This is a genomic window from Streptomyces sp. NPDC101160 (genome assembly GCF_044768205.1).
Classification (GTDB): domain Bacteria; phylum Actinomycetota; class Actinomycetes; order Streptomycetales; family Streptomycetaceae; genus Streptomyces.
Genome location: NZ_JBIWPJ010000001.1, coordinates 1,129,474 through 1,153,343, shown reverse-complemented (window position 1 = coordinate 1,153,343; position 23,870 = coordinate 1,129,474). Strand labels below are relative to the sequence as shown.

The following is a 23,870-nucleotide window of genomic DNA, read 5'->3' as shown; positions in this document are numbered from 1 at the left end:
GGCGTGGACGGGCCGGGCCGTGCGGGACGAGAGCCCCGCACGGCCGGAGCCTTGCGGCCGCTCAGCCCGCCCGCGCCGCCTCGCGTACCGCCGCGCAGATGCGGGCCAGGTCCTCGTCGCCCGTCACGTACGGCGGCATCGTGTAGATCAGGTCGCGGAACGGGCGCAGCCACACGCCCGCCCGGACCGCTGCCTCCGTGGCCGCCGCCATGTCGACGTCGTGGTCGAGCTGGACGACGCCGATGGCGCCGAGCACCCGCACCTCGCGCACACCGGGGAGTTCCGCGGCCGGGGCGAGCCCCTCGCGGAGTCCCGTCTCGATGCGCTTGACCTCCAGCGCCCAGTCCTGGGACATCAGCAGGTCGATCGAAGCGCAGGCCACCGCCGAGGCCAGCGGATTGCCCATGAAGGTCGGCCCGTGCGCCAGAACGGGAACCTCGCCGCGCGAGATGCCCTCCGCGATCTCCGTCGTGCAGAGCGTGGCCGCCATCGACAGGTAACCGCCCGTCAGCGCCTTGCCCACGCACATCACATCGGGCGAGATGCCGGCCTGGTCGGCGCCGAACAGCGTGCCCGTACGGCCGAAGCCGGTCGCGATCTCGTCGAAGATCAGGAGGACCCCGTGTTCGTCGCACGCCTCGCGGAGGACGCGCAGGTACTCGGGCGGGTGGAACCGCATCCCGCCCGCGTTCTGCACCACCGGCTCCACGATCACCGCGGCGACCTCGTCCGCGTGGAGAGCGATCTGCTCCCGCAGCATCCGGGCGTACGACTCCTCGTACGTGACCGGCGGCGCGTCGACGAAGACCTGGCGCTGGAGCACGCCCGACCACAGCTCGTGCATCCCGCCCTCGGGGTCGCACAGAGACATCGGCTGCCAGGTGTCCCCGTGGTACCCGCCGCGCCAGGTCATCAGGAGCTGCTTGCCGGGCCGGCCCACCGAGCGCCAGTACTGCAGACACATCTTGGCCGCGACCTCGACGGAGACCGAGCCGGAGTCGCTGAGGAAGACGTGCTGGAGAGGCTCCGGGGTGATCTCGACCAGGCGCGTGGCGAGCCGCACGGCCGGCTCGTGGGTGAGCCCGCCGAACATGACATGGCTCATCCGGTCCAGCTGGCCGTGCGCCGCCTCGTTGAGGACGGGGTGGTTGTAGCCGTGGAGCGCCGACCACCACGAGGACATGCCGTCGATCAACTCGGCCTGGCCGTGCACCGGTTCGGCGAGGCGGAGCCGGACACCCGACGCGGACTCGATGACCAGTGGATCCGTACGTCCCGGCATGGGCGCGTACGGATGCCACACGTGCGCCCGGTCCAGGGCGAGCAGCTCGTCGTTACGCATTCGGGGCGAGCTCCGTACCGGCACCGCGGCGGCGCACCGCCACGAGGTCGGGACGCGCACCCGGCACCTCGCCGGCGGGCTCGGCGGCGGGATCGGCCGAGGGGGCCGCCTGCGCGTGACCGCCGCACGGCCCGCAGCCGCCACCGGCCTCGGCGTGCGAGCCGCAGCCCGCGCCCTCCGCCGCCTCGTGCGAGCCGCAGCCGCCGGCGGCCTCCGCGTGCGAGCCGCACCCGCCCGCCCTGGCCGCCGCGACGTCCGCGCGGTGCGCCGGCAGCGTCGTCGTGCCCGCGCCCTCCACCTCGAAGCCCGCGTCGGCGATCATGTCCAGGTCGGCCTGGCCGGCCTGGCCCTCGCTCGTCAGGTAGTCGCCGAGGAAGATCGAGTTGGCGATGTGCAGCGCCAGCGGCTGCATCGTGCGCAGGTGCACCTCGCGGCCGCCCGCGATCCGGACCTCGACGTCCGGACAGACGAACCGCACCATCGCCAGGATCCGCAGCGCGCGCTGCGGGGTGAGGTTCCACTCCTTGGCGAGCGGCGTGCCCTCGAAGGGGATGAGGAAGTTGACCGGCACCGAGTCGGAGTCCAGCTCGCGCAGCGCGAAGACGACGTCGACGAGGTCCTCGTCGCTCTCGCCCATGCCCGCGATCAGACCGGAGCAGGCGGACAGACCGGCGGCGTGCGCCTTCGTCACGGTGTCCACGCGGTCCGCGTAGGTGTGGGTGGTCGCGATGTCCCCGTACGTCCCCTCGGACGTGTTGAGGTTGTGGTTGTACGCGTCGGCGCCGGCCGCCTTCAGCCGCTCGGCCTGGCCGTCGGAGAGCAGACCGAGGCAGGCGCAGACCTCCACGCCCTCGTTCTGCTCCTTGATCGCCTCGATGGTCTTGCCGACCCGGTCGACGTCCCGGTCCGTCGGGCCGCGGCCGCTCGCCACCAGGCAGACCCGCTTGGCGCCGCCGGCCACACCGGCCGCGGCGGCCTGCGACGCCTCCTCGGGCTTCAGCCACGTGTACTTGAGGATCTCGGCCTTGGAGCCGAGACGCTGCGAGCAGTAGGAGCAGTCCTCGGGGCAGAGCCCGGACTTCAGGTTGACGAGGTAGTTGAGCTTCACCCGGCGCCCGAACCACTGGCGGCGCACCTTGCCGGCCGCGGCCACCACATCGAGCAGTTCGTCGTCGGAGGTCGCCAGCACGGCGAGCGCTTCTTCGCGGGTCGGCGTCTCGCGCCGCAGCCCCTTCTCCACCAGCGTGTTCAGCAGGTCCATAAGGGCTGATCCTGGCCTACGGCACGCCTCGCGGCCAAGGAGGAACTGAACAAACGGCCCCGTTTGAGGTGTGTGTATGACCACACCCTGACCTCGGCCGCAGCCGGTTAGGGTCTGTGCGCTGCCTACAAAAGGATCTGCCATGCCGTCGTACGCCGTGGACCCGCCGGCCTCCGGGGAGGCGCCGGCCCCGCGCCCGTCCGCCTTCGACTGGACCGAGGCCGCCGCGCGGCAGCGCGCACAGGCCGGTCTCGTACGGACGCTGCGGCCCCGGGCCGCCGAGTCGGAGCTGCTCGACCTCGCGAGCAACGACTACCTGGGCCTGACCCGCCACCCGGAGGTCACCGGGGCGGCGGCCGAGGCGGCGCTCCGCTGGGGCGCGGGCGCCACCGGCTCCCGGCTCGTCACCGGCTCGACCCGGCTGCACGCCCGCCTGGAACGCGAACTCGCCGACTTCTGCGGATTCGAGGCGGCGCTCGTCTTCTCCTCCGGCTACGCCGCCAACCTGGCCGCGCTCACCGCGCTGTCCGACCGGGACGGGCTGATCGTCTCCGACGCCGCCAACCACGCCTCCATCGTCGACGGCTGCCGGCTCGCGCGCGCCGCGACCGCGGTGGTGCCGCACGCCGACCCGGAGGCCGTCGCGAAGACGCTCGCGGCGCACCCGGGCCGCCGGGCCCTCGCGGTCAGCGACTCCGTCTTCTCGGTGGACGGCGACCGGGCGCCGCTCACGGAGCTCGCGGCGGCCTGCCGGGAGCACGGCGCGGGCCTGGTCGTGGACGACGCGCACGGCTTCGGCGTCCTCGGCGACGGAGGGCGCGGGGCGCTGCACGCGGCGGGGCTCGCGGGCGCGCCGGACGTGGTGGCGACGCTGACGCTGTCCAAGTCGCTGGGCAGCCAGGGCGGTGCGGTGCTCGGCCCGGCCCGGGTGATCGAGCACCTGGTCAACGCGGCCCGCACCTTCATCTTCGACACCGGCCTCGCCCCGGCCGCGGCGGGCGGCGCGCTGGCCGCGCTGCGGCTGATCGCCGCCGATCCGGGGCTCGCGGCCCGGGCCCGTACGGTCGCGACCACCCTGCACCGGCTGCTCACCGAGGCCGGCCTCACCGCCGCCCACCCCGACGCCGCCGTGGTCTCGGTCCGTGCGCCCGGCCCGAACGAGGCCCTCGGCTGGGCCGCCGCCTGCCGCGAACTCGGTCTCTCCGCCGGCTGCTTCCGCCCGCCGTCCGTCCCCGACGGCATCTCCCGGCTCCGGCTGACCGCCCGCGCGGACCTCACCGACGCCGAGATCGAGCGCGCGGTGACCACGATCGTGCGGACGGCTCCGCCGGGCGCGCGGGGCGCATAGGGGATGTCCCGCGGCTGTCGGGTCGCCCGTCGCACGGTTCACCGCTTCGGGCGACAGATATCCGTATAACTTGGTCGATCGCCGCCCAGGGCCGCACGATCGGTGGCAGTCTGACGCGAAGCGCAACCCGGGCCGGGCCCGGAGGGGAAAGGGACAGCGTCGCCATGGCAGACCAGCAGGAAGCAACCGTCACGCTGCCGAGCGACCCCGCATCGGTCCCCGCCGCGCGGAGGTACGTCGCCGAGGTGCTCGCCTCCTGGGGGCTCGGTGACGTCGGAGACCCCGCGGGCCACGCCGACACGGCCGACGCGGTCCGGCTCATCGTCTCCGAGCTGGCGACCAACGCCGTCCAGCACACCTTCGGGCAGTCGCCCACCTTCACGATCGACGTCCGTCTGGAGCGGGACGAGCGGCTGCGCATCGGGGTGACGGACAGCCACCCCCGCTGGCCGAGGCGCCTGCCGGCGGCCGTCCAGCAGGACAACGGCCGCGGCATGATGATCATCCGCTCGCTGACCGTCGAGGCGGGCGGCCGGCTGTCGGTGACGCCGACGGCCGAGGGCGGCAAGACCGTGTGGATCGAGCTGCCCTGGCCGGCGGCGGTCCCCGGCTGACCGGCCGACCGGCCAACCCGCTGACCGGATGGCCGGAAGATTGGCCGCCTGGTGCCGTGCGACGGGTCAGCGGACCCGGCCGTAGGAGACCTTCGAGGTCCAGATCCGGTCGAGCTTCACCCATGAGCCGGTCTTCGGCGAGTGCCAGATCGCGTTGTTACCCGCGTAGATCCCGACGTGGTACACCCTTCCACCGGAGTGGAAGAAGACCAGGTCCCCCTTCTGGCGGCTCGCCGCCGAGATGTGGCGTGTGGTGTTGTACTGCTGCTGCGCGGTGCGGGGCAGCGTCTTGCCCGCCCTCTTGTACGAGTAGAGCGTGAGACCCGAGCAGTCGAACCTGGTGGGGCCTGATGCGCCGTACCGGTAGGGCGATCCCTTCTTCGAGGCGGCGACGCTCAGTGCCGTGTTGGCGTACGAGCTCGCGGCCTGGGCCTCCGGCGCCGCTCCTGGTGCGAGCAGCGTGCCGCCGACGGCGGCGAGGGTGAGAGCCGAGACGGCTCCGGCCCGGGACAGCAGGGACGGGACATGAATCTGCGCAGTCATGCGCAACCCTTCGTCAGCCGCCTGTGAAGGATGACCTGTCGGGTTCGGGCAGGCGAAGATGCCCGGCCGCGGCTGCGGCTTCACCCCGAGGGACGGCTCCGATCGCTCGGACGTCCCGTGTTGCTCGGGTCCTCCACTCCTGCCGATCCACTCCTGTCGACCAGACATCCGGGACGGCGGCAGGACTCGGCGTCCGCCCGGACCGCCCCGCCTCGGGTGGCGGGGGCTTGTCGTCGACAGGGATCTTGACCCACGCCGGCGCCGAAATCCGAGTGGAAACGGCGATATGTGAGGCTCCTCACGACTGATCCATTCGGGTGGACAGTCAGGTTTGGTGATCGTCCGAGGTTTGCGCGACGAGTCCGCCACCAGGGGTGGAACGCCCGATTCCGCCAGATGTGTACACCCGTTGCGCAAGATAGCTGAGCTCTATGTCGATACGTCGACTACGCCGAAAGGAGGACCGATTCCGGCGTTCCGCTGGCCCGAGTGGACCTCGACACGACACGCCCTCGTGTCAACTCACCTGTTGCCGGGGCATGGTGACGCGGGCCGCGCGGCGCTCTCCGTCCAACACTCGCAGCGCGCGGGCCAATGTGTCCGCGTGCACCTCGCTCTCGCCCCGCGCGTGCATGAGCGTCAGCGCCTCGCGCAGCGCCGTCGCCCGCCCGACCAGCGCCTGGGCGGCCCGTAGCGCCCCATAGGTATGCGAGGTCCTGGATGGATTGATCCGGCCGAGCAGATCGACGACTTCGAGGTACGCGTCGACGAACTCGCCCTCGGCGCGGGTGAGCGCGGGCAGCGGCGGCAGTTCCGGGACCATGGCCGGCTCACACCCGCCCGGCGCCGGCGGTCCCGCCGTCGCGGCGGCTGCGGACCACGTGGTCCACCAGGCCGTACGCGAGGGCGCCCGCAGCGTCGAACACGGTCGTCCGGTCGAGGTCGGAGTCGATCCGGCCCCGCTCCTGGCCGGTGTGTTCGGCGAGCATCCCGGAGATCAGCTCCCGCTGCCGCAGCAATTCGCGGGCGTGGACGTCCAGATCGCTGGGCTGTCCCTGCAACGGCTCGTCGAGCGAGGGCTGCTGAAGGACGATCCGTGAGCCCGGCAGTGCGAGCCGGTGCCCCGGCGAGCCCGCCGCGAGCAGCACCGCGGCCGGCCCGACGGCCTGGCCGAGGCAGATGGTCTCCACCTCGCACGAGACCGTGCCGATCGTGTCGTAGATCGAGGTCATGGCGCTGATGGAGCCGCCGGGGGAGTTGATGTAGAGGCTGATCAGCTGCCCCGGGGACGCGTAGTCGAGGTGCAGGAACTGGGCGATCACGTCGCCCGCCGCGATCTCGTCGACCGGCGTGCCCAGGAAGACGATCCGCTCGTCGAGCAGCTTCGCGTACGGGTCGAGGGTGCGGGTCCCGAAGGCCGTGCGCTCGGTGAACTCCGGAAGCAGTTGTCGCATGGCGCTCCTCCTCCTTGCTGCGGGCCGCTTCCGCGGCCCTGTCGTCTGTAAAAAATGTACAGGACGTACAGACCGTAAGATGAGGAGCATGGCCTATGAGATTCCGGTGACGCAAGCGCGCGCAGAGCTCGCGGATCTGATCAACCGCGTCGTATACGGCAACGAACGGGTGGTCGTGACCCGCCACGGGAAGCCGCTCGTCGCCCTCGTCTCCGCCGCCGACCTGGCGCGACTCGAGGAGGCGGAGCAGCCGGCCGAGGAGTCGGTGATCAGCTCGGTCGCCGAGCTCGGGAACCTTCCGTCCGCTCCGGGCGAACGGCGCCGGTTCGGCATCGCGGCCCACCATCAGGAGCCCGGGCGTCCGAACGGCTGAATATCGACGTTTGCCATGAACGCGCAAAGCACCGGTTAACCAGCCGGAAAAACTTCCGCCCTAACGTGCAATGTCTGACCGGGCGGCCCATCACCGCAGTTCAACAGTGTGTTGAAGATCGGTAGGGTCCGTCGCTGTCCGGGGCAACCCGGCGAGACAGTGAGGTGGAAGCGTGCAACTCAGCCCCCACGAGCAGGAGCGCCTGCTCATCCATGTCGCGGCCGACGTGGCCGAGAAGCGCCGGGCGCGCGGAGTGAAGCTCAACCACCCCGAGGCCGTCGCCCTCATCACCGTCCATGTGCTCGAAGGCGCCCGGGACGGCCGGACCGTCGCCGAGCTGATGGCCACCGGGCGCAAGGTGCTCAGCCGCGACGAGGTCATGGACGGCATCCCCGAGATGATCCACGACGTCCAGGTCGAGGCCACCTTCCCGGACGGCACCAAGCTCGTCACCGTCCACGACCCGATCGTCTGAGGGCGGGTGCGACCGATGATCCCCGGAGAGATCCTGTACGCGGACGGGCCCGTGCCCCTGAACGAGGGCCGCCCCGTCACCCGCCTCACCGTCCTGAACGCCGCCGACCGGCCTGTCCAGGTCGGCTCCCACTACCACTTCGCCGAGGCCAACCCCGGTCTCGACTTCGACCGCGCCGCCGCGCGCGGTCTGCGTCTGAACATCGCCGCCGGCACCGCCGTCCGCTTCGAGCCCGGCATCCCCGTCGAGGTCGAGCTGGTGCCGATCGCCGGCCGCCGGATCGTGCCCGGCCTGCGCGGCGAGACCGCCGGAGCCCTCGACAACGCCGAGACCAAGGGAGGCGAACGTGCCTGAGCTGCACCGCGCCGTCTACGCCGACCTGTTCGGCCCCACCACCGGCGACCGCATCCGGCTCGCCGACACCGACCTGCTCGTCCAGATCGAGGAGGACCGCTCCGGCGGCCCCGGCCGGGCCGGCGAGGAGGCCGTCTTCGGCGGCGGCAAGGTCATCCGCGAGTCCATGGGCCAGGCCCGCACCACCCGCGCCGAGGGCGCCCCCGACACCGTGATCACCGGCGTCGTGGTCATCGACCACTGGGGCATCGTCAAGGCCGACCTCGGCATCCGCGACGGCCGCATCACCGCGCTCGGCAAGGCCGGCAACCCCGACACCATGGACGGGGTCCACCCCGACCTGGTCATCGGCCCGGAGACCGAGGTGATCGTCGGCAACGGCCGGATCGTCACCGCCGGCGCCGTCGACACCCACGTCCACTTCATCTCGCCGACCGTCGTCGAACAGGCCCTCGCCACCGGCGTCACCACCCTCGTCGGCGGCGGCACCGGCCCCGCCGAGGGCACCAAGGCCACCACCATCACCCCCGGCCCCTGGCACATGGCCCGGATGTTCGAGGCCCTGGACACCTTTCCGGTCAACATCGGCCTGCTCGGCAAGGGCAACACGATGTCCCGGGAGGCCATGCACTCCCAACTGCGCGGCGGCGCCCTCGGGTTCAAGATCCACGAGGACTGGGGCGCCACCCCGGCCGTCATCGACGCCTGTCTCAGCGTCTGCGACGAGACGGGCGCCCAGCTCGCCATCCACACCGACACCCTGAACGAGGCGGGCTTCGTCGGCGACACCCTCGCCGCCATCGCCGGCCGCACCATCCACGCGTACCACACCGAGGGCGCCGGCGGCGGGCACGCGCCCGACATCATCACCGTCGTCTCCGAGCCGTACGTGCTGCCCAGCTCGACCAACCCCACCCGGCCGCACACCGTCAACACCATCGAGGAACACCTCGACATGCTGATGGTCTGCCACCACCTCAACCCGGCCGTGCCCGAGGACCTCGCCTTCGCCGAGTCCCGCATCCGCCCCTCGACGATCGCCGCCGAGGACGTCCTGCACGACCTCGGCGCCATCTCGATCATCTCCTCCGACTCCCAGGCCATGGGCCGCATCGGCGAGGTGATCATGCGGACCTGGCAGACCGCCCACGTGATGAAGAAGCGGCGCGGCGCGCTGCCCGGCGACGGCGCCGCCGACAACCACCGGGCCCGGCGCTATGTCGCCAAGTACACGATCAACCCGGCCGTCGCCCAGGGCATGGGCCACCTCATCGGCTCCGTCGAACCCGGCAAGCTCGCCGACCTGGTGCTCTGGGAGCCCGCCTTCTTCGGCGTCAAGCCGCTGATGGTCATCAAGGGCGGCCAGATCGCGTACGCGCAGATGGGCGACGCCAACGCGTCCATCCCCACCCCGCAGCCGGTGCTGCCGCGTCCGATGTTCGGCGCGCTCGGGCGGGCCGCCGCGGCCGGCTCCGTCAACTTCGTCGCCGCGACGGCACTCGAGGACGACCTGCCGCAGAAGCTCGGTCTGCACAAGGAGTTCACCGCCATCGGCTCCACCCGGCGGGTCACCAAGGCCGACATGCGCGAGAACGACGCCCTGCCCCGGGTCGAGGTCGACGCCGACACCTTCTCGGTGACCATCGACGGCGAACCGGTCGAACCCGCGCCCGCCGCCGAACTGCCCATGGCCCAGCGCTACTTCCTCTTCTGAGTCAGAGCGCCGAAGATGTCACGTTCCGCACTCCTCGTGCTCGCCGACGGGCGGTTCCCCGCCGGCGGGCACGCCCACTCCGGCGGCGCCGAGGCCGCCGTCAAGGCGGGCCGGCTCACCGACGCCGCCGGCCTGGCGGCCTTCTGCCGCGGCCGGCTCCACACCACCGGCCTCACCTCGGCCGCTCTCGCCGCCGCCGCGGCCCTCGGCGCCGACCCGTACGCACTCGACGAGGCCGCCGACGCCCGCACCCCCTCGCCCGCGCTGCGCGCCGCCGCCCGCCGGCTCGGCAGACAGATGATGCGGGCGGCCCGCGCCGCCTGGCCGGGCCCCGAACTCGACCGGCTCGCCGCCGCGTTCCCGCGCGGTGCCCACCAGCCCGTCGTGCTCGGCACCGCCGCCCGGGCCGCCGGGCTCGGACCCGAGGACGCCGCCCACTGCGTCGCGTACGAGACGGTCAGCGGCCCCGCGACCGCCGTCGTGCGGCTGCTCGGCCTCGACCCCTTCCAGGCCACCGCCGTCCTCGCCCGGCTCGCCCCCGAGATGGCCGACGTCGCGGCCCGCGCCGCCGAAGCCGCCGACGTCGCGCTCCGCGAGGGAGTCGACGCGCTGCCCGCCGCCTCGGCCCCGCTGCTCGACCTCACCGCCGAACAGCACGCCGCCTGGCCCGTCCGCCTCTTCGCCTCCTGACACCCCACGTCCGCTAGGAGCCCTCATGCACCTCGACCACTCCCACGACCACGGCTCCGCCGTCTCCGCCGACGCCCACCGGCCCGACGGCAGCCGCCGCGCGCTGCGCATCGGCCTCGGCGGGCCCGTCGGCTCCGGCAAGACCGCCACCGTCGCCGCGCTCTGCCGCGCCCTGCGCGACACCCTCTCCCTCGCGGTCGTCACCAACGACATCTACACCCGCGAGGACGCCGAGTTCCTGCTCCGCGAGGCCGTGCTGCCGCCCGAGCGGATCGCCGCCGTCGAGACCGGCGCCTGCCCGCACACCGCGATCCGCGACGACATCTCCGCCAACCTCGAAGCAGTGGAGGACCTGGAGGACTCGGTGGGCCCGCTCGACCTCGTCCTCGTCGAGTCCGGCGGCGACAACCTCACCGCCACCTTCTCCAAGGGCCTCGTCGACGCCCAGATCTTCGTCATCGACGTCGCCGGCGGCGACGACATCCCGCGCAAGGGCGGCCCCGGCGTCACCACCGCCGACCTGCTCGTCGTCAACAAGACCGACCTCGCCCCGCATGTCGGCTCCGACCTGGACGGGATGGCCCGCGACGCGAAGGAGCAGCGCGGCGAGCTGCCCGTCGCCTTCACCTCGCTCCGCTCCGAGGAGGGCGTCGCCCCCGTCGCCGCCTGGGTCCGGGAGCAGCTCGCCGCGTGGACCGCATGACCGACCGGATGAGCCTCGCCGCGACCGCGCGGATCGTCGCCGGCGCGGACGGCTCCCTGCCCGTCCTGGAGAGCGACGGCCCGCTCGCGCTGCGCCGCACCCGCGCCCCGGGCCCGTACACCCGGGTCACCGTGGTCGGCGCGATGAGCGCCCCGCTCGGCGGCGACCGGCTCCGCCTGGAGACGGAGGTACGGGACGGGGCGCGGCTCCTGGTCGACTCGGCCGCCGCGACCGTCGCCCTGCCCGGCCGGGGCGGCGCGCCGGCCTCGTACGACATCGCGCTCACCGTCGGCGCGGACGCCGAACTGCGCTGGCTGCCCGAGCAGCTGGTCTCCGCCGCCGGATCGGTGCTGCGGATGCGCACCCGGGTCGATCTGGCCGCCGGTGCCCGTCTCGTCCTTCGAGAAGAGCAGGTCCTCGGCCGGCATGCCGAGCAGCCCGGCACCCTCGTCAGCAGGCTCACCGTGCGCCATGCCGGACGGCTCCTCTTCGACCAGGAGCTCGGCCACGGCCCCGGTGCGCCGGCCGGCTGGGACGGCCCGGCGGTCCTCGCCGGGCACCGCGCGACCGGTCAACTCCTGGTCGTCGACCCCGCGTTCGCGGACAAACCGGCTGAAACCAGACTGCTCGGCGAGCATGCCGTCCTCGCCCCGCTCGCCGGCCCCGCCGCCCTCGTCACCGCCGTCGCCCCCGACGCCCTCGCCCTGCGCCGGGTGCTGAACGAGGCTTTGGTCCTTCTCGCCCCGCTTTGAGCAGGTGGACGAATCGTTCACCGCTCAGCGGTACACCAGTCACCGGTTATTGGTTCGGCAAAGAAACACGCGTTCGCTCTTTTACCCGAGGCCCCATTGACGAAAGGATCCCCCGGACAGCCCACCACGGCGCTGCCACGGGGGCGGCGCCTTTCGAGGGGGAGGGACCACTTGAGAAAAGCAGCAGTGCTCGGCTCTGCCGGCACTCTGATAGCGGGCACGCTCATGGCGACCGCGCTCGCGGCTCCGACGGCCGGAGCCGTCACGGGCCACGACCGTGACGAGGAGGCGCGCGGCGCGACCATCGCCGCCGCCGAGGCCGCCAAGGCCGGCATCGACTGGCAGGACTGCCCGGCCGACTGGGGCTTCGCACAGCCCATCCAGTGTGGCTGGGTCACCGTTCCGGTCGACTACGCCAAGCCCCACGGCAAGAAGATCAAGCTTGCCGTCGACCGCGCCAAGGCCACCGGCACCGCCGGTGAGTACCAGGGCGCGCTGCTCTACAACCCGGGCGGCCCCGGCGGCTCCGGCCTGCGCTTCCCGAAGCGGGTCACGACCAAGAACCCGCTCTGGGTGAACACCGCCAAGGCGTACGACTTCGTGGGCTTCGACCCGCGCGGCGTCGGCCACTCGGCGCCCATCTCCTGCGTCGACCCGACCGAGTTCGTCAAGGGCCCGAAGCTCGACCCGGTCCCGGACAGCGAGGCGGACAAGCTCGTCCAGCGCAAGCTGGCGGCCGACTACGCCAAGGGCTGCGCCGAGAAGAGCGGCGACATGCTGCCCTACATGACGACGCGCAACACCGCCCGTGACCTCGACGTCATCCGGGCCGCGCTCGGCCAGAAGAAGCTCAACTTCATCGGCGTCTCGTACGGCACCTACCTCGGCGCCGTCTACGGCACGCTGTACCCGAACCACGTGCGCCGCATGATCGTCGACAGCGTGGTCAACCCGGCGAAGAGCAACATCTGGTACAAGGCCAACCTCGAGCAGGACATCGCCTTCGAGGGCCGCCTCAAGGACTGGATGACCTGGGTCGCCCAGCACGACGACAAGTTCCACCTCGGCAAGACCTACGACGAGGTGCAGCAGCAGTGGGTGACCCTGCGCGCCGCAGCCAAGAAGAGCCCCCTCGGCGGCAAGGTCGGCCCGAACGAGCTCATCGGCTTCTTCCAGAGCGCCCCGTACTACGACTCCTCGTGGGTCCCGGTCGCGCAGGCCTGGAGCGCCTACGCCGCGGGTGACCCGCAGCCGCTGATCGACGGCGCCTCGGCCGACCTCACGGACACCGCCGGCAACATCGCGTCGGAGAACGGCAACGCCGTCTACACCGCCGTCGAGTGCGCCGACGCCGCGTGGCCGACCAACTGGAACAAGTGGAACCGGGACAACACCCGGCTCAACGAGCAGTACCCGTTCATGACCTGGTCGAACGCCTGGATGAACCTGCCGTGCGCCACCTGGTCCGCGCCGCAGCAGAAGCCGACCGAGGTCAAGACCGGCAAGGGCCTGCCGCCGGTGCTCATCGTCCAGTCCGAGCGTGACGCGGCGACGCCGTACGCCGGTGCGGTCGAGCTGCACAAGCGCTTCAAGGGCTCGCGTCTCATCACCGAGAAGAACGCGGGTTCGCACGGTGTCACCGGCCTGGTGAACCCCTGCATCAACCCGAAGGTCGAGACGTACCTGCTCACCGGCAAGGTGGACAGCCAGGACGTGACGTGCGAGCCGCACGCCACGCCCGCCCCGTAACACCCGCACCACCAAGGGGGGCGGTCGCCACACGGCGGCCGCCCCTCCGCGTTCGGCGGGTCAGCGCGAGGCCAGCCAGGCGTCCTCCGCCGCGTAGTCGAACCAGTCCGACTGGTACTTGGCCAGCTTCGGGAAGGCGTCCAGCCAGTCCCGGCCCGCCAGCTGCCGCGACAGATACTCCACCGTCCCGGGCAGCGAGTCGACGTACGACACCACCGGCCGGTACCCCAACTCCCGCTCCGCCGCGCCCATGTCGAAGACGACCGGCCGGTCCACGCCCCACGGCGTCTGCCCGACCTCGCCCACCGGCGGCGGCCCGTCGACGAGCACCGTCTCGCTCTCCACGCCGAGCACGGCGTCGATCGCCGCGCCGATCTCCGCCACCGTCGGCGCCTCCGGGTCACCGCCGTTGAGCACCCGGCTGCCGGGCCGCGCCGCCGCGAGCCGCACGAGCTCGCCCAGGTTGTCCACGTGCACCGGGTGGAAGCGCGAGGAGCCGCCGTACGCGAGCACCCGCACCCGCCGCCCGTCGAGCGCCCGCTTGACGAACCACAGTTCGCGCGGACCGCGGCAGTACGGGCCGTGCACCGCGCCCGCGCGCAGCAGCGTCGTCGGCAGCCGCTCCCCGAGCGCGAGCAGCTCCTGCTCCAGGGCCACCTTGCGGGTGCCGTAGGTGCTGTCGCCCGGCGCCACCGTCGGCTGCGACTCCGGAATCGGCAGCGGGTACAGGGGGAAGCCGTCCGGCTCGTCCTGGGTGTCGAAGCTGCGGCCCTTGTCGTCCTCGTACACCGCCCCGCTGGAGATCACCACCGCCGAGCCGATCCGGTCCGCGAGCCCCGCCAACTGGCGCCCGTGCCCCGCGTCGTACGCGACCACGTCCACCAGGACGTCCGTGCCCGCGCCGAGTGCCCGGGCCAGCGCCCCGTCCTCGTCGCGGTCCACCGCCACCGACCGGACCTCCGCCGGCCACCGCTCGTCCCGCCCTCCGCCGTGCGAGGCGGCGGTCACCTCCCAACCGTCCGTGACGAGCGCCCGCACGGCCGCCCGTCCGATCTGTCCCGTCGCTCCCAGCACGAATGCGTTGCCCTTGGTCATGGCAGGGACGCTACGGGTCCGGGGCGAGGCGGCCCAGGATCTTTCGCCGTGCGCGGATTCGCCCTCAGCGTTCCGACTGCGGGAACTTCCCGGGAGCCTGACCGGTTCCGGCCGCCTTCACCGTGGCCGCGTACTCGTCCACGTACTCCTGCCCGGACAACTCCAGGATCCGGTACATGATCTCGTCGGTGACGGCTCGCACCGCCGCCTTCTCGCCCGCCATCCCCGCGTACCGCGAGAAGTCCAGCGGCTCACCGAAGCGGATCGTGACCCGCCGGATCCGCGGCAGCACCCGGCCCGGCGGCTGGATCTCGAAGGTCCCGACCATCGCGCACGGCACCACCTTCACCCCGGCCGTCAGCGCCATCACCGCGACCCCCACCTTGCCCTTGTAGAGCCGCCCGTCGTGCGAGCGCGTCCCCTCCGGATAGATGCCGAGCAGCTCGCCCTTCGCGAGCACCCCGAGCCCCTCGCGGATCGCCGCCTGCCCCGCCTCCTTGCCCGAGCGGTCCACCGGGATCTGGCCCACGCTGCGGAAGAAGGCGGCGGTCAGCCTGCCCTTGAGGCCCGGGCCCGTGAAGTACTCCTGCTTGGCCAGGAAGGTGATGCGCCGGCTCAGCATCACCGGCATCAGGAAGTGGTCGGAGAAGGACAGATGATTCCCCGCGACGATCGCCGCGCCCTCCTTCGGGACATGCTCCAGACCCTCCACCCGCGGCCGGAACAGCAGCCTGAGCAGCGGACCGAACACGGCGTACTTCAGCACGTAGTAGAACACCGGCAACCCCCTTCCCTGCCTTTGCCCCTGTTCCCTGTCTTTGTAACGAAGGCCGTCGGCGTGGTCCACTGGTGAGGAGGAAGCCGGACCGATGACAGGCGCGCGCGGGCACAGGCGTCCCGGCGCAGCCGCCACCGTCGCACTGCTGTGCGCCGTGACGGCCGCCGGTCTGTACGGCTGCTCCGGCTCGGGCCCGTCGGAGCCGAAGCCGCACCCGACGCCCACGCCCGCGCCCGCCACCTCGAAACCCGCCACGCCGGTCCCCAGCGGGCTCTCCCCGCTCACCGGACTGCCCGCCAAGCCCGGCCGGGTGCTCGCCGTCAAGATCGACAACGTGCCGCCGGCCCGCCCGCACACCGGACTCGACGCCGCCGACCTCGTCTACGTCGAGCAGGTCGAGTCCGGCCAGACCAGGCTCATGGCCGTCTACTCCTCGCACCTGCCCGCCCGCGTCGGCCCGGTCCGCAGCGCCCGCGAGTCCGACCTCGCCCTGCTGCGCCAGTACGGCACCCCGGTCCTCGCCTACTCCGGCGCCCAGTCCAAGCTCACCCCGCTGCTGCGCGCCGCCCCGCTCCACCTGGTCAGCGAGGGCAACCACCCCGGCGCCTTCCTGCGCGACCCCGCCCGCAGCGCCCCGCACAACCTCTATCTGCGGCCCGCCCGTGCGCTCGCCACCGCGCCGGACGCGAGCAAGGTCAAGGACGTCGGATTCCGCTTCGGCCCGGCCACGGGTGGCGGCACCCCGGTCAACAGCCGCACCGTGCGCTTCCCCGCCGCCCGCTACACCTTCACCTGGGCGCCCGCCGAACACGCCTGGCACGTGGCCATGGACGGGCGCTCCGACGGGCCGCTCAAGCCGGCCACCGTCGTGGTGCAGCACGTGACCGTGCGGTCCTCGCGCTTCCACGACTTCCTGGGCGCCGTCTCCCCGTACACCGTGACCGTCGGCAAGGGCACCGCGCAGGTGCTGCGTGACGGCCGGGTGTACGAGGCCCGCTGGAGCCGCCCGACCGCCGACGCCGGCACGGTCTTCACCACCCCGTCGGGTGCGCGGCTGACCTTCGCGCCCGGTCAGGTGTGGGTGCTCTTCACCAAGGCGTGAGTGGGTTCCGGTGGAGCCGGCCCTACGGCTGGGGCTTGGGCTTCGGGCGGCCGTGCCGGGGTGGCCGGACGTGCGTCTCGCCGCTGTCCGCCGCCGCCATGCCGATGGTGATCACGCCGAGCAGCACCCAGCCGAACCACAGCCAGCCGCTGCTGCCGAGCGCCACCGTGTACGTGGTGATCACGATCAGGGCACCGAAAGTGATCGCGCCCATCGTCTTCGTAGGACCGGACATCGTCGCACCGCCCTCCTCCACCAGGCCATCGTGACCCTGCGGAGGGGGCGCGCGCCAGCCCTGGGACGCTCCGGCGTGCGCCCCCATGGCCGGATATCGCCGGTCGGACCGGCTACTGCCCGCCGCGCGTCTGGAGCGAGGCCAGATAGGCGTTGTACGCCTCCAGCTCCTTGTCGCCGTTCCGGTCCGCGGCCCGGTCCTTGCGGACCGCCTGCCGCTGCTCGGAGTGGTACCACTGGTAGACCAGCGCGATCAGCACGAGCACGGACGGGATCTCGCTGAACGCCCAGGCGATGCCGCCCGCCGCGTTCTGGTCGGTCAGCGCGTCGATGCCGAGCGAGGCCGGCGGGTTCTCGTACGCCCTGACCATCGGCGTCGTCGCCATCATCAGCGCGATGCCGAAGAAGGCGTGGAACGGCATGCCCGCGAACAGCTCCAGCATCCGCATCACATAACCCGGCCGGTGCGGGCCCGGGTCCACGCCCATGATCGGCCAGAAGAAGACCAGGCCCACCATCAGGAAGTGGACCATCATGCCGATGTGGCCCGCCTTGGACTGCATCAGGAAGTCGAACAGCGGCGAGAAGTACAGCGCGTACAGGCTCGCGATGAACATCGGGATCGTGAACGCCGGATGCGTGACGATCCGCATGTAGCGGCTGTGCAGCAGCTTCAGGAGCAGCTCGCGCGGACCGGCCGAGCCCCGGCCCGCCACCGGCAGCGCCCGCAGCGCCAGCGTCACCGGCGCGCCGAGCAGCAGCAGGATCGGCGACAGCATGGAGATCACCATGTGCTGCACCATGTGCACGCTGAACATGACCATGCCGTAGTCGTTGAGCTTGGTGCACATGACGAACGCGATGGTCAGCACGCCGACCGCGAAGAAGACCGTCCGGCTCGGCGGCCACGCGTCGCCGCGCCTGCGCAGCCGCGCCACGCCCCAGCCGTACAGCGCGAGACCGGCGACACAGCCGACGAGGAAGAACAGGTCGGGGGAGAACTCCAGGGCCCGCCCCAGCGTGAACGGCGGCAGATCCATGGTCATGCCGTGTCCGCCGTGCCCGCTGTGATCCATTTGTCTACTCCTGGAGCCCGATTCGCGCTTGTTGTCCGCACCAGACTAGAACCGCCCCCGGTCGCGATCACGACCGGGGGCGGGTGTCATACGGGGGAGTGGGCGCAGGCGCGGGTCACAGGACGCACTCGGCCTCGGCGTAGCGGTCCACCGGGACCGTCTTCAGCTTCTCCACGGCCTTGGCCAGCGGCACCAGCTCGATCTCCGTGCCGCGCAGCGCCGTCAGCATGCCGAACTCGCCGCGGTGCGCCGCCTCCACCGCGTGCCAGCCGAAGCGGGTGGCGAGGACGCGGTCGTACGCGGTCGGGGTGCCGCCGCGCTGGACGTGGCCGAGGATCACCGGGCGGGCCTCCTTGCCGAGGCGCCGCTCCAGCTCGACGGAGAGCTGGTTGGCCACACCGGTGAAGCGCTCGTGGCCGTAGATGTCGGTGCCGGCCGTGTGGAACACCATCGAACCGCCCTCGCGCGGCTTCGCGCCCTCGGCGACCACGACGATCGCGAAGCGCTTGCCGTCCTCGAAGCGGGCGCCGACCCGGGCGGTCAGCTCGTCGATGTCGAAGGGCCGCTCGGGGACGACGATGGCGTGGGCGCCGGCCGCCATGCCGGAGTGGAGCGCGATCCAGCCGGTGTGCCGGCCCATGACCTCGACGATCAGCACGCGCTGGTGGGACTCGGCGGTGGTCTTCAGCCGGTCCAGGGCCTCGGTGGCCACGGTGACGGCCGTGTCGAAGCCGAAGGTGACGTCGGTCGAGGCGATGTCGTTGTCGATGGTCTTCGGGACGCCGACGATCGGCAGCCCGGCCTCGGAGAGCAGGTTCGCCGCCTTCAGGGTGCCCTCGCCGCCGATCGGGATGATCGCGTCGAGGCCGAGGTCGGCCACATGGCCCCTGGCCCGCTCGACGCCGTCGACGAGGTGGGCCGGCTGGACCCGGGAGGAGCCGAGGATGGTGCCGCCGCGGGCCAGGATGCCGTTCACGGCCTCCAGGTCCAGCTTGCGGTAGTCGCACTCCAGGAGGCCCTTCCAGCCGTCGTGGAAGCCGATGACCTCGTCACCGTGGTCGACGACGGCGCGGTGCACGACGGACCGGATGACGGCGTTCAGACCGGGGCAGTCTCCGCCGGAGGTGAGCACACCAATGCGCATAGCCCAAAAACCTTTGCAACGTGGGCCGACTCCCGGACCACGTCGTCCGGCTGGATCCCCGCCACCCTATCGGTGGAAAGTGGCGGGGCCGAACCGGATGTCCGCAGATTGGACACGCTATTTACTTACGAATCCAATGTGCGTATACGCGCTCAGACGTGCAGTCCGAAACGGTCTGAAACGTCCGCCCGGTGCAGCGTCCGACGGCCCGTCAGGAGGGCTGCGACGCCGCCGCGATGCGCTCGGCGCGCAGCGCCTCGTACCAGCGGTCGTCCGTCGGCGGCAGCGCGTTCACGTCGAGCGCCAGCTTCAGGAGCAGGTCCGCGATCTGCGGGTTGCGCGCCATGACCGGGCCGTGCATGTAGGTGCCGAAGACGGTGTCGTTGTACGCGCCCTCGGTGCCGTCGCCGGTGCCGTTGCCGTTGCCGAACACGGTCCGGGCGAACGGGCGGGCGGTCGGGCCCAGATGGGTGACGCCCTGGTGGTTCTCGAACCCGGTGAGCTGGGGGAGGCCCAGGTGCGGGTCGATGTCGGCGAGCACGTCGCCGACGCAGCGCGCGCCCTCGCCACGGACCGTCGTCACGTCGAGCAGGCCGAGGCCGGGCTCGCGCTCGCCGAGGTCGTTGATGAACTCGTGGCCGAGGATCTGGTAGCCGGCGCACACCGAGAAGATGATCGCGCCGTTGGCGGCGGCCCGGTTGAGGCCGCCGTCACGGCGCAGCCGCTCGGCCGCGAGCCGCTGCGGCCGGTCCTCGCCGCCGCCGATCAGATAGATGTCGCCGGAGGTCGGGATCGGCTGGTCGCTGCGCACGTCGACGCGCTCGACGCTGAGTCCGCGCTGGTGGGCGCGGCGCTCGACGACGAGGACGTTGCCCTGGTCGCCGTAGGTGCTGAGCAGGTCCGGGTAGACCCAGACCAGACGCAGGCTGCTGTCAGTCATGCTGCAAGTCCTTCTGCGGGGTCGTGTCGGGTCAGTTGCCGACGCGGCGGCGGACGTCCTGGAACGCGGTGTAGTTGGCGATCAGCTCGATCTGGCCGGGCGGGGCCACCGTGACGGCCTCGTCGAGGCTCTCGCACACGCGGAAGGCCACGCCCGCGACCTCGAGCCGGACCGCGAGGTCGAGCTTGCGGTCGCCGATCACCATGATCGGGTGGCCGGCGAGCCGGCCGTAGTCCACGTCCCACAGCCAGGAGGTGTCGGTGCCGTCGGCGCCGCGGGCGTTGACGGAGAGGATCACCGGCGCCGGCGGCTGATCGATCAGCGAGAACGTCTCCAGCCAGCCGGCCGGGTTCTTCGCGAGCAGCAGCCGGATGTCCCGGCCCTGGAAGTTGATCACGTCGTAGCGGCCGGCGACGGCCTGCACCTGGTACATCCGCTCCAGGGCGACCTGCGGCGGCACCCCGAAGACCGCGGCGACCGCGGCGGAGGTGGCGGCGTTGGCCTTGTTGGCGCGGCCGGGCAGCTGCAGGTGGATCGGCCAGGCCGAGCCGTGCGGGTCGAGCACGTGGTCGCCGTTGAGCGCCCAGCTCGGCGCGGGACGGCGGAAGCCGCACTCGCCGCAGAACCAGTCGTCACCGGGGCGCTGGAGCACACCGCCGCAGGAGGGGCACGACCAGGCGTCGTCCTTCCACTCCTGGCCGACGGCCACCCACACCACGTTCGGCGAGGAGGAGGCGGCCCACACGATCAGCGGGTCGTCGGCGTTGGCGATGACCACGGCCTTGGTGCCGTTGAGCCCCTCGCGCCACTTCTCGGCGAGCATCCGGGTCTCGGCGGCGCGGTCGAGCTGGTCGCGGGAGAGGTTGAGCAGCGCGATCGCCTTCGGCGTGGTGTCGCGTGCGACGCCGGCCAGGTACTTCTCGTCGACCTCGATCACGCCGTACTTGGCGTCGCCGCCGCCCGCCAGGGCGGAGGTGATGCCCGCGGGCATGTTCGCGCCGAGCGCGTTCGAGACGACCGGGCCGCTGGCCCGCAGGGCCTCGGCGATCAGCCGGGTGGTGGTGGTCTTGCCGTTGGTCGCCGACACGAGCACGACGTCCAGGTGCTGCGCGAGAGCTCCCAGCAGGTCGGGGTCGAGCTTGAGAGCCACCCGGCCGCCGATCACCGATCCGCTGCCGCGTCCTGCCGCGCGCGACACGGCGGCGGCCGCCTTGCCGGCCGTCACGGCCAGCTTGGAGCGCGCCGACAGCGGCTCCGGATTACCGGCGTGTCCTGACATCGTCCCTGTTCCTCCTTGCGTCGGTCCGGGCTCAGCCTATCGAGATCCGGCCAGGAGCCCGAACCGCGGCACCGCCGGGCGGGGGCGAGCCCCCCTGAACGTACGCTTGCGCACATGCGAAACCGGTTGATCCCCGGCAGTTCCGGCCGCGTCCGAGCGATGACCCTGCTCGACGAGCCCGTGCTGCACACGCCCTGCGAGCCCGTCACCGACTTCGGCCCGGAGCTCGCCCGGCTCGTCGAGGACATGTTCGCGACCATGTACGCGGCGAACGGCGTGGGCCTGGCCGCGAACCAGGTGGGCGTGGGGCTTCGGGTCTTCGTGTACGACTGCCCCGACGACGAGGACGTCCGGCACCTGGGCCATGTGGTGAACCCGCGGCTCGTCGCGGCCGACGGCGACGTGATCCGCGGCCCCGAGGGCTGCCTCTCCCTCCCCGGCCTCGAGGCCCCCACCCCGCGCTTCGACCGCGCGGTCGTCGAGGGCGTCCGCCTCGACGGCACCCCGGTCCGGGTGGAGGGCACGGGCTTCTTCGCCCGCTGCCTCCAGCACGAGACGGACCACCTGGAGGGCGGGGTGTACGCGGACCACGTGACGGGCTGGAGCAGGCGGAAGCTGCTGAAGTCGATCAGGAAGGAGCCGTGGGGGAGGGGCTACTGAACCTGTCGCGGTCAGCCGGGGTCAGAACCCCGGGCCGTCCGCGCGGTCCCCGGCCGCCGCCAGCCGCCCCCACAGCAGGTCCGCCAGGCTCCGTACCAACTCCGCCCGCGAACACGGGCGTTCGCCCAGCCACCAGTCGCCGGCAGCGTGCATCATGCCGACGATGCCGTGGCCCCAGATGCGGGCCTGGGCCTCGCTGTCGGGGCCGAGGTCGACGCGTTCGGCGATGACCTGGCCGAGTTCCTCGCCCATGCGGCGGAGCAGCGGGGCGGAGTGCCGGCCGACGTCGAAGCCCTGCTCGGCCTGGTGGGACTCCTCGGCGGGGTGCATGAGGAAGCGGTAGACCTGCGGCATGGCCTCGATGGAGGCGAGATACGTGTCGAGGGTGGACTCGACGCGCTGCCGGCGGTCGGCGGGCGCGTCGAGCGCGGCGCGCAGGGCCGAGAGCAGGGCGTCGGTGTGGCGGGTGGCGAGGGCCCGGTAGAGGCCACCCTTGTCGCCGAAGTGGCGGTAGAGGATCGGCTTGGTGATCCCGGCCTCGGCGGCGATCGCGTTCATGGACGCCTTCGGCCCGTCGCGGAGCACCACGCGGTCCGCCGCCTCCAGCAGTTCCCGCCGCCGCTGGTCGGCCGGCTTCTGCTGGTCGGTGGTGGTCCGGTGTGTGGTGTCCATAAGCGTGTCTCCCCGCCCGTACGGAATTCCTGAGGCTGTTCGCAACGTAACACCCCGGCGGCACCCGGTGCCGTCCGACCGCCGCCGCTCCGCCGCCCGCAGGAACCACGTCGCTGCTGGTTGACAGGGTCTACCCGTCGGTAACACACTGCTGTTACCGCAAGTAACACGCCGCCGGGAGGGACCATGAGCGAGTTCACGCTCGAACTCAACGACGACCAGAAGCAGGTGCGCGACTGGCTCCACGGCTTCGCCGCCGATGTGATGCGCCCCGCGGCCGCCGAGTGGGACGAGCGCGAGGAGACCCCCTGGCCGATCATCCAGGAGGCCGCCAAGCTCGGAATCTACTCCCTCGACTTCTACGCGCAGCAGTTCTTCGACCCGACCGGCCTCGGCATCCCGATGGCCATGGAGGAGCTGTTCTGGGGCGACGCCGGCATCGCGCTGTCGATCGTCGGCACCGGCCTCGCCGCCGTCGGCGTCCTCGCCAACGGCACCGAGGAGCAGATCGGCACCTGGATCCCGCAGATGTACGGCGACGTCGACGACGTCAAGGTCGCCGCCTTCTGCTCCTCCGAGCCCGACGCCGGCTCGGACGTGGCCTCCATGCGCACCCGCGCCGTCTACGACGAGGCCAAGGACGAGTGGGTGATCAACGGCACCAAGACCTGGGCCACCAACGGCGGCATCGCCAACGTCCACGTCGTCGTCGCCGTCGTCGACCCCGAGCTCGGCTCCAAGGGCCACGCCTCCTTCATCGTGCCGCCGAACACCCCCGGCCTCTCCCAGGGCCAGAAGTTCCAGAAGCACGGCATCCGCGCCTCGCACACCGCCGAGGTCGTCCTGGAGAACGTCCGCGTCCCCGGCCACTGCCTGCTCGGCGGCAAGGAGAAGCTCGACGAGCGCCTGGCCCGGGCCCACGAGAAGGCGAAGGCCGGCGGCGGTGAGAGGGTGAAGAACGCCGCCATGGCCACCTTCGAGGCCTCCCGCCCCGCCGTCGGCGCCATGGCGGTCGGCACCGCCCGCGCCGCGTACGAGGTCGCCCTGGACTACGCGAAGACCCGCGAGCAGTTCGGCCGCCCGATCATCGACAACCAGGGCGTCGCCTTCCAGCTCGCCGACATGCGCACCCAGATCGACGCGGCCCGCCTCCTCGTCTGGCGCGCCTCCTGGATGGCGACCGCCGGCAAGCCCTTCACCTCCGCCGAGGGCTCCATGTCCAAGCTGTACGCGAGCGAGGTCGCCAAGAAGGTCACCGCCCAGGCCATCCAGATCCTCGGCGGCAACGGCTACACCCGCGAGTACCCGGTCGAGCGGATGCACCGCGACGCCGCCATCTACACCATCTTCGAGGGCACCAGCGAGATCCAGCGCCTGGTCATCGCCCGCACCCTCTCCGGCATGCCGATCCGTTGACCTGACGGACCGCCATGTCCCCACCCCCCGGGGAGTCCAGGCCCCGGGGGCCGTACGGGGACCTCCGGGGGACGGCTACCCGTGAGTCACCTCGTGCGGCAG

The 23,870-nt window shown here is 72.1% G+C and carries 26 protein-coding genes and 1 riboswitch; of the genes, 13 read left to right on the top strand and 13 right to left on the bottom strand.

Features of this window, described 5'->3' with window-relative positions; genetic code table 11:
* Nucleotides 1-61 precede the first annotated feature (61 nt).
* Together ACIRSU_RS05050 and bioB are read right to left on the bottom strand one after the other, a co-directional pair.
* Nucleotides 62-1,342, bottom strand: a complete 1,281-nt coding sequence (locus ACIRSU_RS05050; protein ID WP_403789262.1) for an adenosylmethionine--8-amino-7-oxononanoate transaminase — start codon at nucleotides 1,340-1,342, stop codon at nucleotides 62-64.
* Nucleotides 1,335-2,603 (bottom strand): biotin synthase BioB, encoded by a 1,269-nt coding sequence (gene bioB, locus ACIRSU_RS05045; protein ID WP_403789261.1) that lies wholly within the window; start codon nucleotides 2,601-2,603, stop codon nucleotides 1,335-1,337. The genes ACIRSU_RS05050 and bioB overlap by 8 nt, the downstream gene beginning before the upstream one ends.
* A 142-nt stretch (nucleotides 2,604-2,745) precedes the next feature.
* On the opposite strand from bioB, the gene ACIRSU_RS05040 reads away from it, so the two are divergent.
* Both ACIRSU_RS05040 and ACIRSU_RS05035 read left to right on the top strand, forming a co-directional pair.
* Nucleotides 2,746-3,951, top strand: a complete 1,206-nt coding sequence (locus ACIRSU_RS05040; protein ID WP_403789260.1) for an 8-amino-7-oxononanoate synthase — start codon at nucleotides 2,746-2,748, stop codon at nucleotides 3,949-3,951.
* Between the two features lie 164 nt (nucleotides 3,952-4,115).
* Nucleotides 4,116-4,565, top strand: coding sequence for an ATP-binding protein (locus tag ACIRSU_RS05035; RefSeq protein WP_403789259.1), 450 nt, complete (start codon nucleotides 4,116-4,118; stop codon nucleotides 4,563-4,565).
* Nucleotides 4,566-4,631: 66 nt separating this feature from the next.
* On the opposite strand, the gene ACIRSU_RS05030 is transcribed toward ACIRSU_RS05035, so the two are convergent.
* The 3 genes from ACIRSU_RS05030 to ACIRSU_RS05020 form a co-directional block, all read right to left on the bottom strand.
* Nucleotides 4,632-5,108, bottom strand: coding sequence for a C40 family peptidase (locus ACIRSU_RS05030; RefSeq protein WP_403789258.1), 477 nt, complete (start codon nucleotides 5,106-5,108; stop codon nucleotides 4,632-4,634).
* A gap of 3 nt (nucleotides 5,109-5,111) precedes the next feature.
* Nucleotides 5,112-5,310, bottom strand: a riboswitch (cyclic di-AMP (ydaO/yuaA leader).
* A 315-nt stretch (nucleotides 5,311-5,625) separates the two neighbouring features.
* Nucleotides 5,626-5,931: a hypothetical protein gene (locus tag ACIRSU_RS05025; protein ID WP_403789257.1), complete on the bottom strand. Its 306-nt coding sequence runs from the start codon at nucleotides 5,929-5,931 to the stop codon at nucleotides 5,626-5,628.
* Nucleotides 5,932-5,938: 7 nt separating this feature from the next.
* Nucleotides 5,939-6,562, bottom strand: coding sequence for an ATP-dependent Clp protease proteolytic subunit (locus ACIRSU_RS05020; RefSeq protein WP_403789256.1), 624 nt, complete (start codon nucleotides 6,560-6,562; stop codon nucleotides 5,939-5,941).
* Nucleotides 6,563-6,650: 88 nt separating this feature from the next.
* Between ACIRSU_RS05020 and ACIRSU_RS05015 the strand changes: the two genes are divergently transcribed.
* From ACIRSU_RS05015 to ACIRSU_RS04980, 8 genes are all read left to right on the top strand, one after another.
* Nucleotides 6,651-6,935: a type II toxin-antitoxin system Phd/YefM family antitoxin gene (locus ACIRSU_RS05015; protein ID WP_403789255.1), complete on the top strand. Its 285-nt coding sequence runs from the start codon at nucleotides 6,651-6,653 to the stop codon at nucleotides 6,933-6,935.
* 172 nt (nucleotides 6,936-7,107) lie between these two features.
* Entirely contained in the window at nucleotides 7,108-7,410 is a 303-nt protein-coding gene (locus ACIRSU_RS05010) for an urease subunit gamma (protein ID WP_403789254.1), read from the top strand.
* 15 nt (nucleotides 7,411-7,425) lie between these two features.
* Complete coding sequence (locus ACIRSU_RS05005) at nucleotides 7,426-7,764, top strand: urease subunit beta (protein WP_403789253.1); 339 nt, start codon at nucleotides 7,426-7,428, stop codon at nucleotides 7,762-7,764.
* On the top strand, nucleotides 7,757-9,478 hold the full coding sequence (locus ACIRSU_RS05000) for an urease subunit alpha (RefSeq protein ID WP_403789252.1): 1,722 nt from the start codon (nucleotides 7,757-7,759) through the stop codon (nucleotides 9,476-9,478). The genes ACIRSU_RS05005 and ACIRSU_RS05000 overlap by 8 nt, the downstream gene beginning before the upstream one ends.
* 15 nt (nucleotides 9,479-9,493) lie before the next feature.
* Nucleotides 9,494-10,168, top strand: coding sequence for an urease accessory protein UreF (locus ACIRSU_RS04995; protein ID WP_403789251.1), 675 nt, complete (start codon nucleotides 9,494-9,496; stop codon nucleotides 10,166-10,168).
* Between the two features lie 25 nt (nucleotides 10,169-10,193).
* On the top strand, nucleotides 10,194-10,871 hold the full coding sequence (gene ureG, locus ACIRSU_RS04990) for an urease accessory protein UreG (protein WP_403789250.1): 678 nt from the start codon (nucleotides 10,194-10,196) through the stop codon (nucleotides 10,869-10,871).
* An 8-nt stretch (nucleotides 10,872-10,879) separates the two neighbouring features.
* Entirely contained in the window at nucleotides 10,880-11,623 is a 744-nt protein-coding gene (locus tag ACIRSU_RS04985) for an urease accessory protein UreD (RefSeq protein ID WP_403789401.1), read from the top strand.
* Nucleotides 11,624-11,794: 171 nt separating this feature from the next.
* A complete protein-coding gene (locus ACIRSU_RS04980; protein ID WP_403789249.1) occupies nucleotides 11,795-13,372 on the top strand; it encodes an alpha/beta hydrolase in 1,578 nt (525 codons plus the stop codon).
* Nucleotides 13,373-13,432: 60 nt separating this feature from the next.
* Here the strand turns inward: ACIRSU_RS04980 and ACIRSU_RS04975 are convergent, their stop codons facing one another.
* The gene (locus ACIRSU_RS04975) at nucleotides 13,433-14,467 is read right to left on the bottom strand and encodes an NAD-dependent epimerase/dehydratase family protein (RefSeq protein ID WP_403789248.1); all 1,035 of its coding nucleotides are present in this window, start codon (nucleotides 14,465-14,467) and stop codon (nucleotides 13,433-13,435) included.
* A gap of 64 nt (nucleotides 14,468-14,531) precedes the next feature.
* Entirely contained in the window at nucleotides 14,532-15,245 is a 714-nt protein-coding gene (locus ACIRSU_RS04970; RefSeq protein WP_403789247.1) for a lysophospholipid acyltransferase family protein, read from the bottom strand.
* Between the two features lie 91 nt (nucleotides 15,246-15,336).
* On the opposite strand from ACIRSU_RS04970, the gene ACIRSU_RS04965 reads away from it, so the two are divergent.
* Complete coding sequence (locus ACIRSU_RS04965; RefSeq protein ID WP_403789246.1) at nucleotides 15,337-16,347, top strand: DUF3048 domain-containing protein; 1,011 nt, start codon at nucleotides 15,337-15,339, stop codon at nucleotides 16,345-16,347.
* Nucleotides 16,348-16,369: 22 nt separating this feature from the next.
* Here ACIRSU_RS04965 and ACIRSU_RS04960 read toward each other — a convergent pair whose 3' ends face one another.
* The 5 genes from ACIRSU_RS04960 to ACIRSU_RS04940 all read right to left on the bottom strand — a co-directional run bounded on the left by ACIRSU_RS04960 (nucleotide 16,370) and on the right by ACIRSU_RS04940 (nucleotide 21,020).
* The gene (locus ACIRSU_RS04960) at nucleotides 16,370-16,582 is read right to left on the bottom strand and encodes a hypothetical protein (protein WP_403789411.1); all 213 of its coding nucleotides are present in this window, start codon (nucleotides 16,580-16,582) and stop codon (nucleotides 16,370-16,372) included.
* A 112-nt stretch (nucleotides 16,583-16,694) separates the two neighbouring features.
* Nucleotides 16,695-17,657 carry a cytochrome c oxidase assembly protein gene (locus ACIRSU_RS04955; protein ID WP_403789245.1) on the bottom strand — a complete coding sequence of 321 codons (963 nt, stop codon included), beginning with the start codon at nucleotides 17,655-17,657 and terminating at the stop codon, nucleotides 16,695-16,697.
* 115 nt (nucleotides 17,658-17,772) lie between these two features.
* Nucleotides 17,773-18,801 carry a 6-phosphofructokinase gene (locus ACIRSU_RS04950; protein WP_403789244.1) on the bottom strand — a complete coding sequence of 343 codons (1,029 nt, stop codon included), beginning with the start codon at nucleotides 18,799-18,801 and terminating at the stop codon, nucleotides 17,773-17,775.
* Between the two features lie 211 nt (nucleotides 18,802-19,012).
* The gene (locus ACIRSU_RS04945; RefSeq protein ID WP_403789243.1) at nucleotides 19,013-19,741 is read right to left on the bottom strand and encodes a type 1 glutamine amidotransferase; all 729 of its coding nucleotides are present in this window, start codon (nucleotides 19,739-19,741) and stop codon (nucleotides 19,013-19,015) included.
* A 31-nt stretch (nucleotides 19,742-19,772) separates the two neighbouring features.
* Nucleotides 19,773-21,020 carry a MurT ligase domain-containing protein gene (locus ACIRSU_RS04940; protein WP_403789242.1) on the bottom strand — a complete coding sequence of 416 codons (1,248 nt, stop codon included), beginning with the start codon at nucleotides 21,018-21,020 and terminating at the stop codon, nucleotides 19,773-19,775.
* A gap of 114 nt (nucleotides 21,021-21,134) precedes the next feature.
* Here ACIRSU_RS04940 and def point away from each other — a divergent pair, with 114 nt between their 5' ends.
* Entirely contained in the window at nucleotides 21,135-21,680 is a 546-nt protein-coding gene (def, locus tag ACIRSU_RS04935) for a peptide deformylase (RefSeq protein WP_403789241.1), read from the top strand.
* Nucleotides 21,681-21,701: 21 nt separating this feature from the next.
* Here the strand turns inward: def and ACIRSU_RS04930 are convergent, their stop codons facing one another.
* A complete protein-coding gene (locus ACIRSU_RS04930) occupies nucleotides 21,702-22,352 on the bottom strand; it encodes a TetR family transcriptional regulator (protein WP_403789240.1) in 651 nt (216 codons plus the stop codon).
* 186 nt (nucleotides 22,353-22,538) lie between these two features.
* On the opposite strand from ACIRSU_RS04930, the gene ACIRSU_RS04925 reads away from it, so the two are divergent.
* Entirely contained in the window at nucleotides 22,539-23,768 is a 1,230-nt protein-coding gene (locus ACIRSU_RS04925; protein ID WP_403789239.1) for an acyl-CoA dehydrogenase family protein, read from the top strand.
* The last annotated feature ends 102 nt before the right edge of the window (nucleotides 23,769-23,870 follow it).

Coding starts and splice junctions, on each gene's coding strand:
- ACIRSU_RS04960 (WP_403789411.1), bottom strand. CDS start 16,582: ATGTCCGGTCCTACGAAGACGATGGGCGCGATCACTTTCGGTGCCCTG.
- ACIRSU_RS05035 (WP_403789259.1), top strand. CDS start 4,116: ATGGCAGACCAGCAGGAAGCAACCGTCACGCTGCCGAGCGACCCCGCA.
- ACIRSU_RS04995 (WP_403789251.1), top strand. CDS start 9,494: ATGTCACGTTCCGCACTCCTCGTGCTCGCCGACGGGCGGTTCCCCGCC.
- ACIRSU_RS04950 (WP_403789244.1), bottom strand. CDS start 18,801: ATGCGCATTGGTGTGCTCACCTCCGGCGGAGACTGCCCCGGTCTGAAC.
- ACIRSU_RS04940 (WP_403789242.1), bottom strand. CDS start 21,020: ATGTCAGGACACGCCGGTAATCCGGAGCCGCTGTCGGCGCGCTCCAAG.
- ACIRSU_RS04975 (WP_403789248.1), bottom strand. CDS start 14,467: ATGACCAAGGGCAACGCATTCGTGCTGGGAGCGACGGGACAGATCGGA.
- ACIRSU_RS04955 (WP_403789245.1), bottom strand. CDS start 17,657: ATGGATCACAGCGGGCACGGCGGACACGGCATGACCATGGATCTGCCG.
- ACIRSU_RS04930 (WP_403789240.1), bottom strand. CDS start 22,352: ATGGACACCACACACCGGACCACCACCGACCAGCAGAAGCCGGCCGAC.
- ACIRSU_RS05030 (WP_403789258.1), bottom strand. CDS start 5,108: ATGACTGCGCAGATTCATGTCCCGTCCCTGCTGTCCCGGGCCGGAGCC.
- ACIRSU_RS05020 (WP_403789256.1), bottom strand. CDS start 6,562: ATGCGACAACTGCTTCCGGAGTTCACCGAGCGCACGGCCTTCGGGACC.
- ACIRSU_RS05005 (WP_403789253.1), top strand. CDS start 7,426: ATGATCCCCGGAGAGATCCTGTACGCGGACGGGCCCGTGCCCCTGAAC.
- ACIRSU_RS05015 (WP_403789255.1), top strand. CDS start 6,651: ATGGCCTATGAGATTCCGGTGACGCAAGCGCGCGCAGAGCTCGCGGAT.
- ACIRSU_RS05025 (WP_403789257.1), bottom strand. CDS start 5,931: ATGGTCCCGGAACTGCCGCCGCTGCCCGCGCTCACCCGCGCCGAGGGC.
- bioB (WP_403789261.1), bottom strand. CDS start 2,603: ATGGACCTGCTGAACACGCTGGTGGAGAAGGGGCTGCGGCGCGAGACG.
- ACIRSU_RS04965 (WP_403789246.1), top strand. CDS start 15,337: ATGACAGGCGCGCGCGGGCACAGGCGTCCCGGCGCAGCCGCCACCGTC.
- ureG (WP_403789250.1), top strand. CDS start 10,194: ATGCACCTCGACCACTCCCACGACCACGGCTCCGCCGTCTCCGCCGAC.
- ACIRSU_RS04985 (WP_403789401.1), top strand. CDS start 10,880: ATGAGCCTCGCCGCGACCGCGCGGATCGTCGCCGGCGCGGACGGCTCC.
- ACIRSU_RS04925 (WP_403789239.1), top strand. CDS start 22,539: ATGAGCGAGTTCACGCTCGAACTCAACGACGACCAGAAGCAGGTGCGC.
- ACIRSU_RS05040 (WP_403789260.1), top strand. CDS start 2,746: ATGCCGTCGTACGCCGTGGACCCGCCGGCCTCCGGGGAGGCGCCGGCC.
- def (WP_403789241.1), top strand. CDS start 21,135: ATGCGAAACCGGTTGATCCCCGGCAGTTCCGGCCGCGTCCGAGCGATG.
- ACIRSU_RS04945 (WP_403789243.1), bottom strand. CDS start 19,741: ATGACTGACAGCAGCCTGCGTCTGGTCTGGGTCTACCCGGACCTGCTC.
- ACIRSU_RS05050 (WP_403789262.1), bottom strand. CDS start 1,342: ATGCGTAACGACGAGCTGCTCGCCCTGGACCGGGCGCACGTGTGGCAT.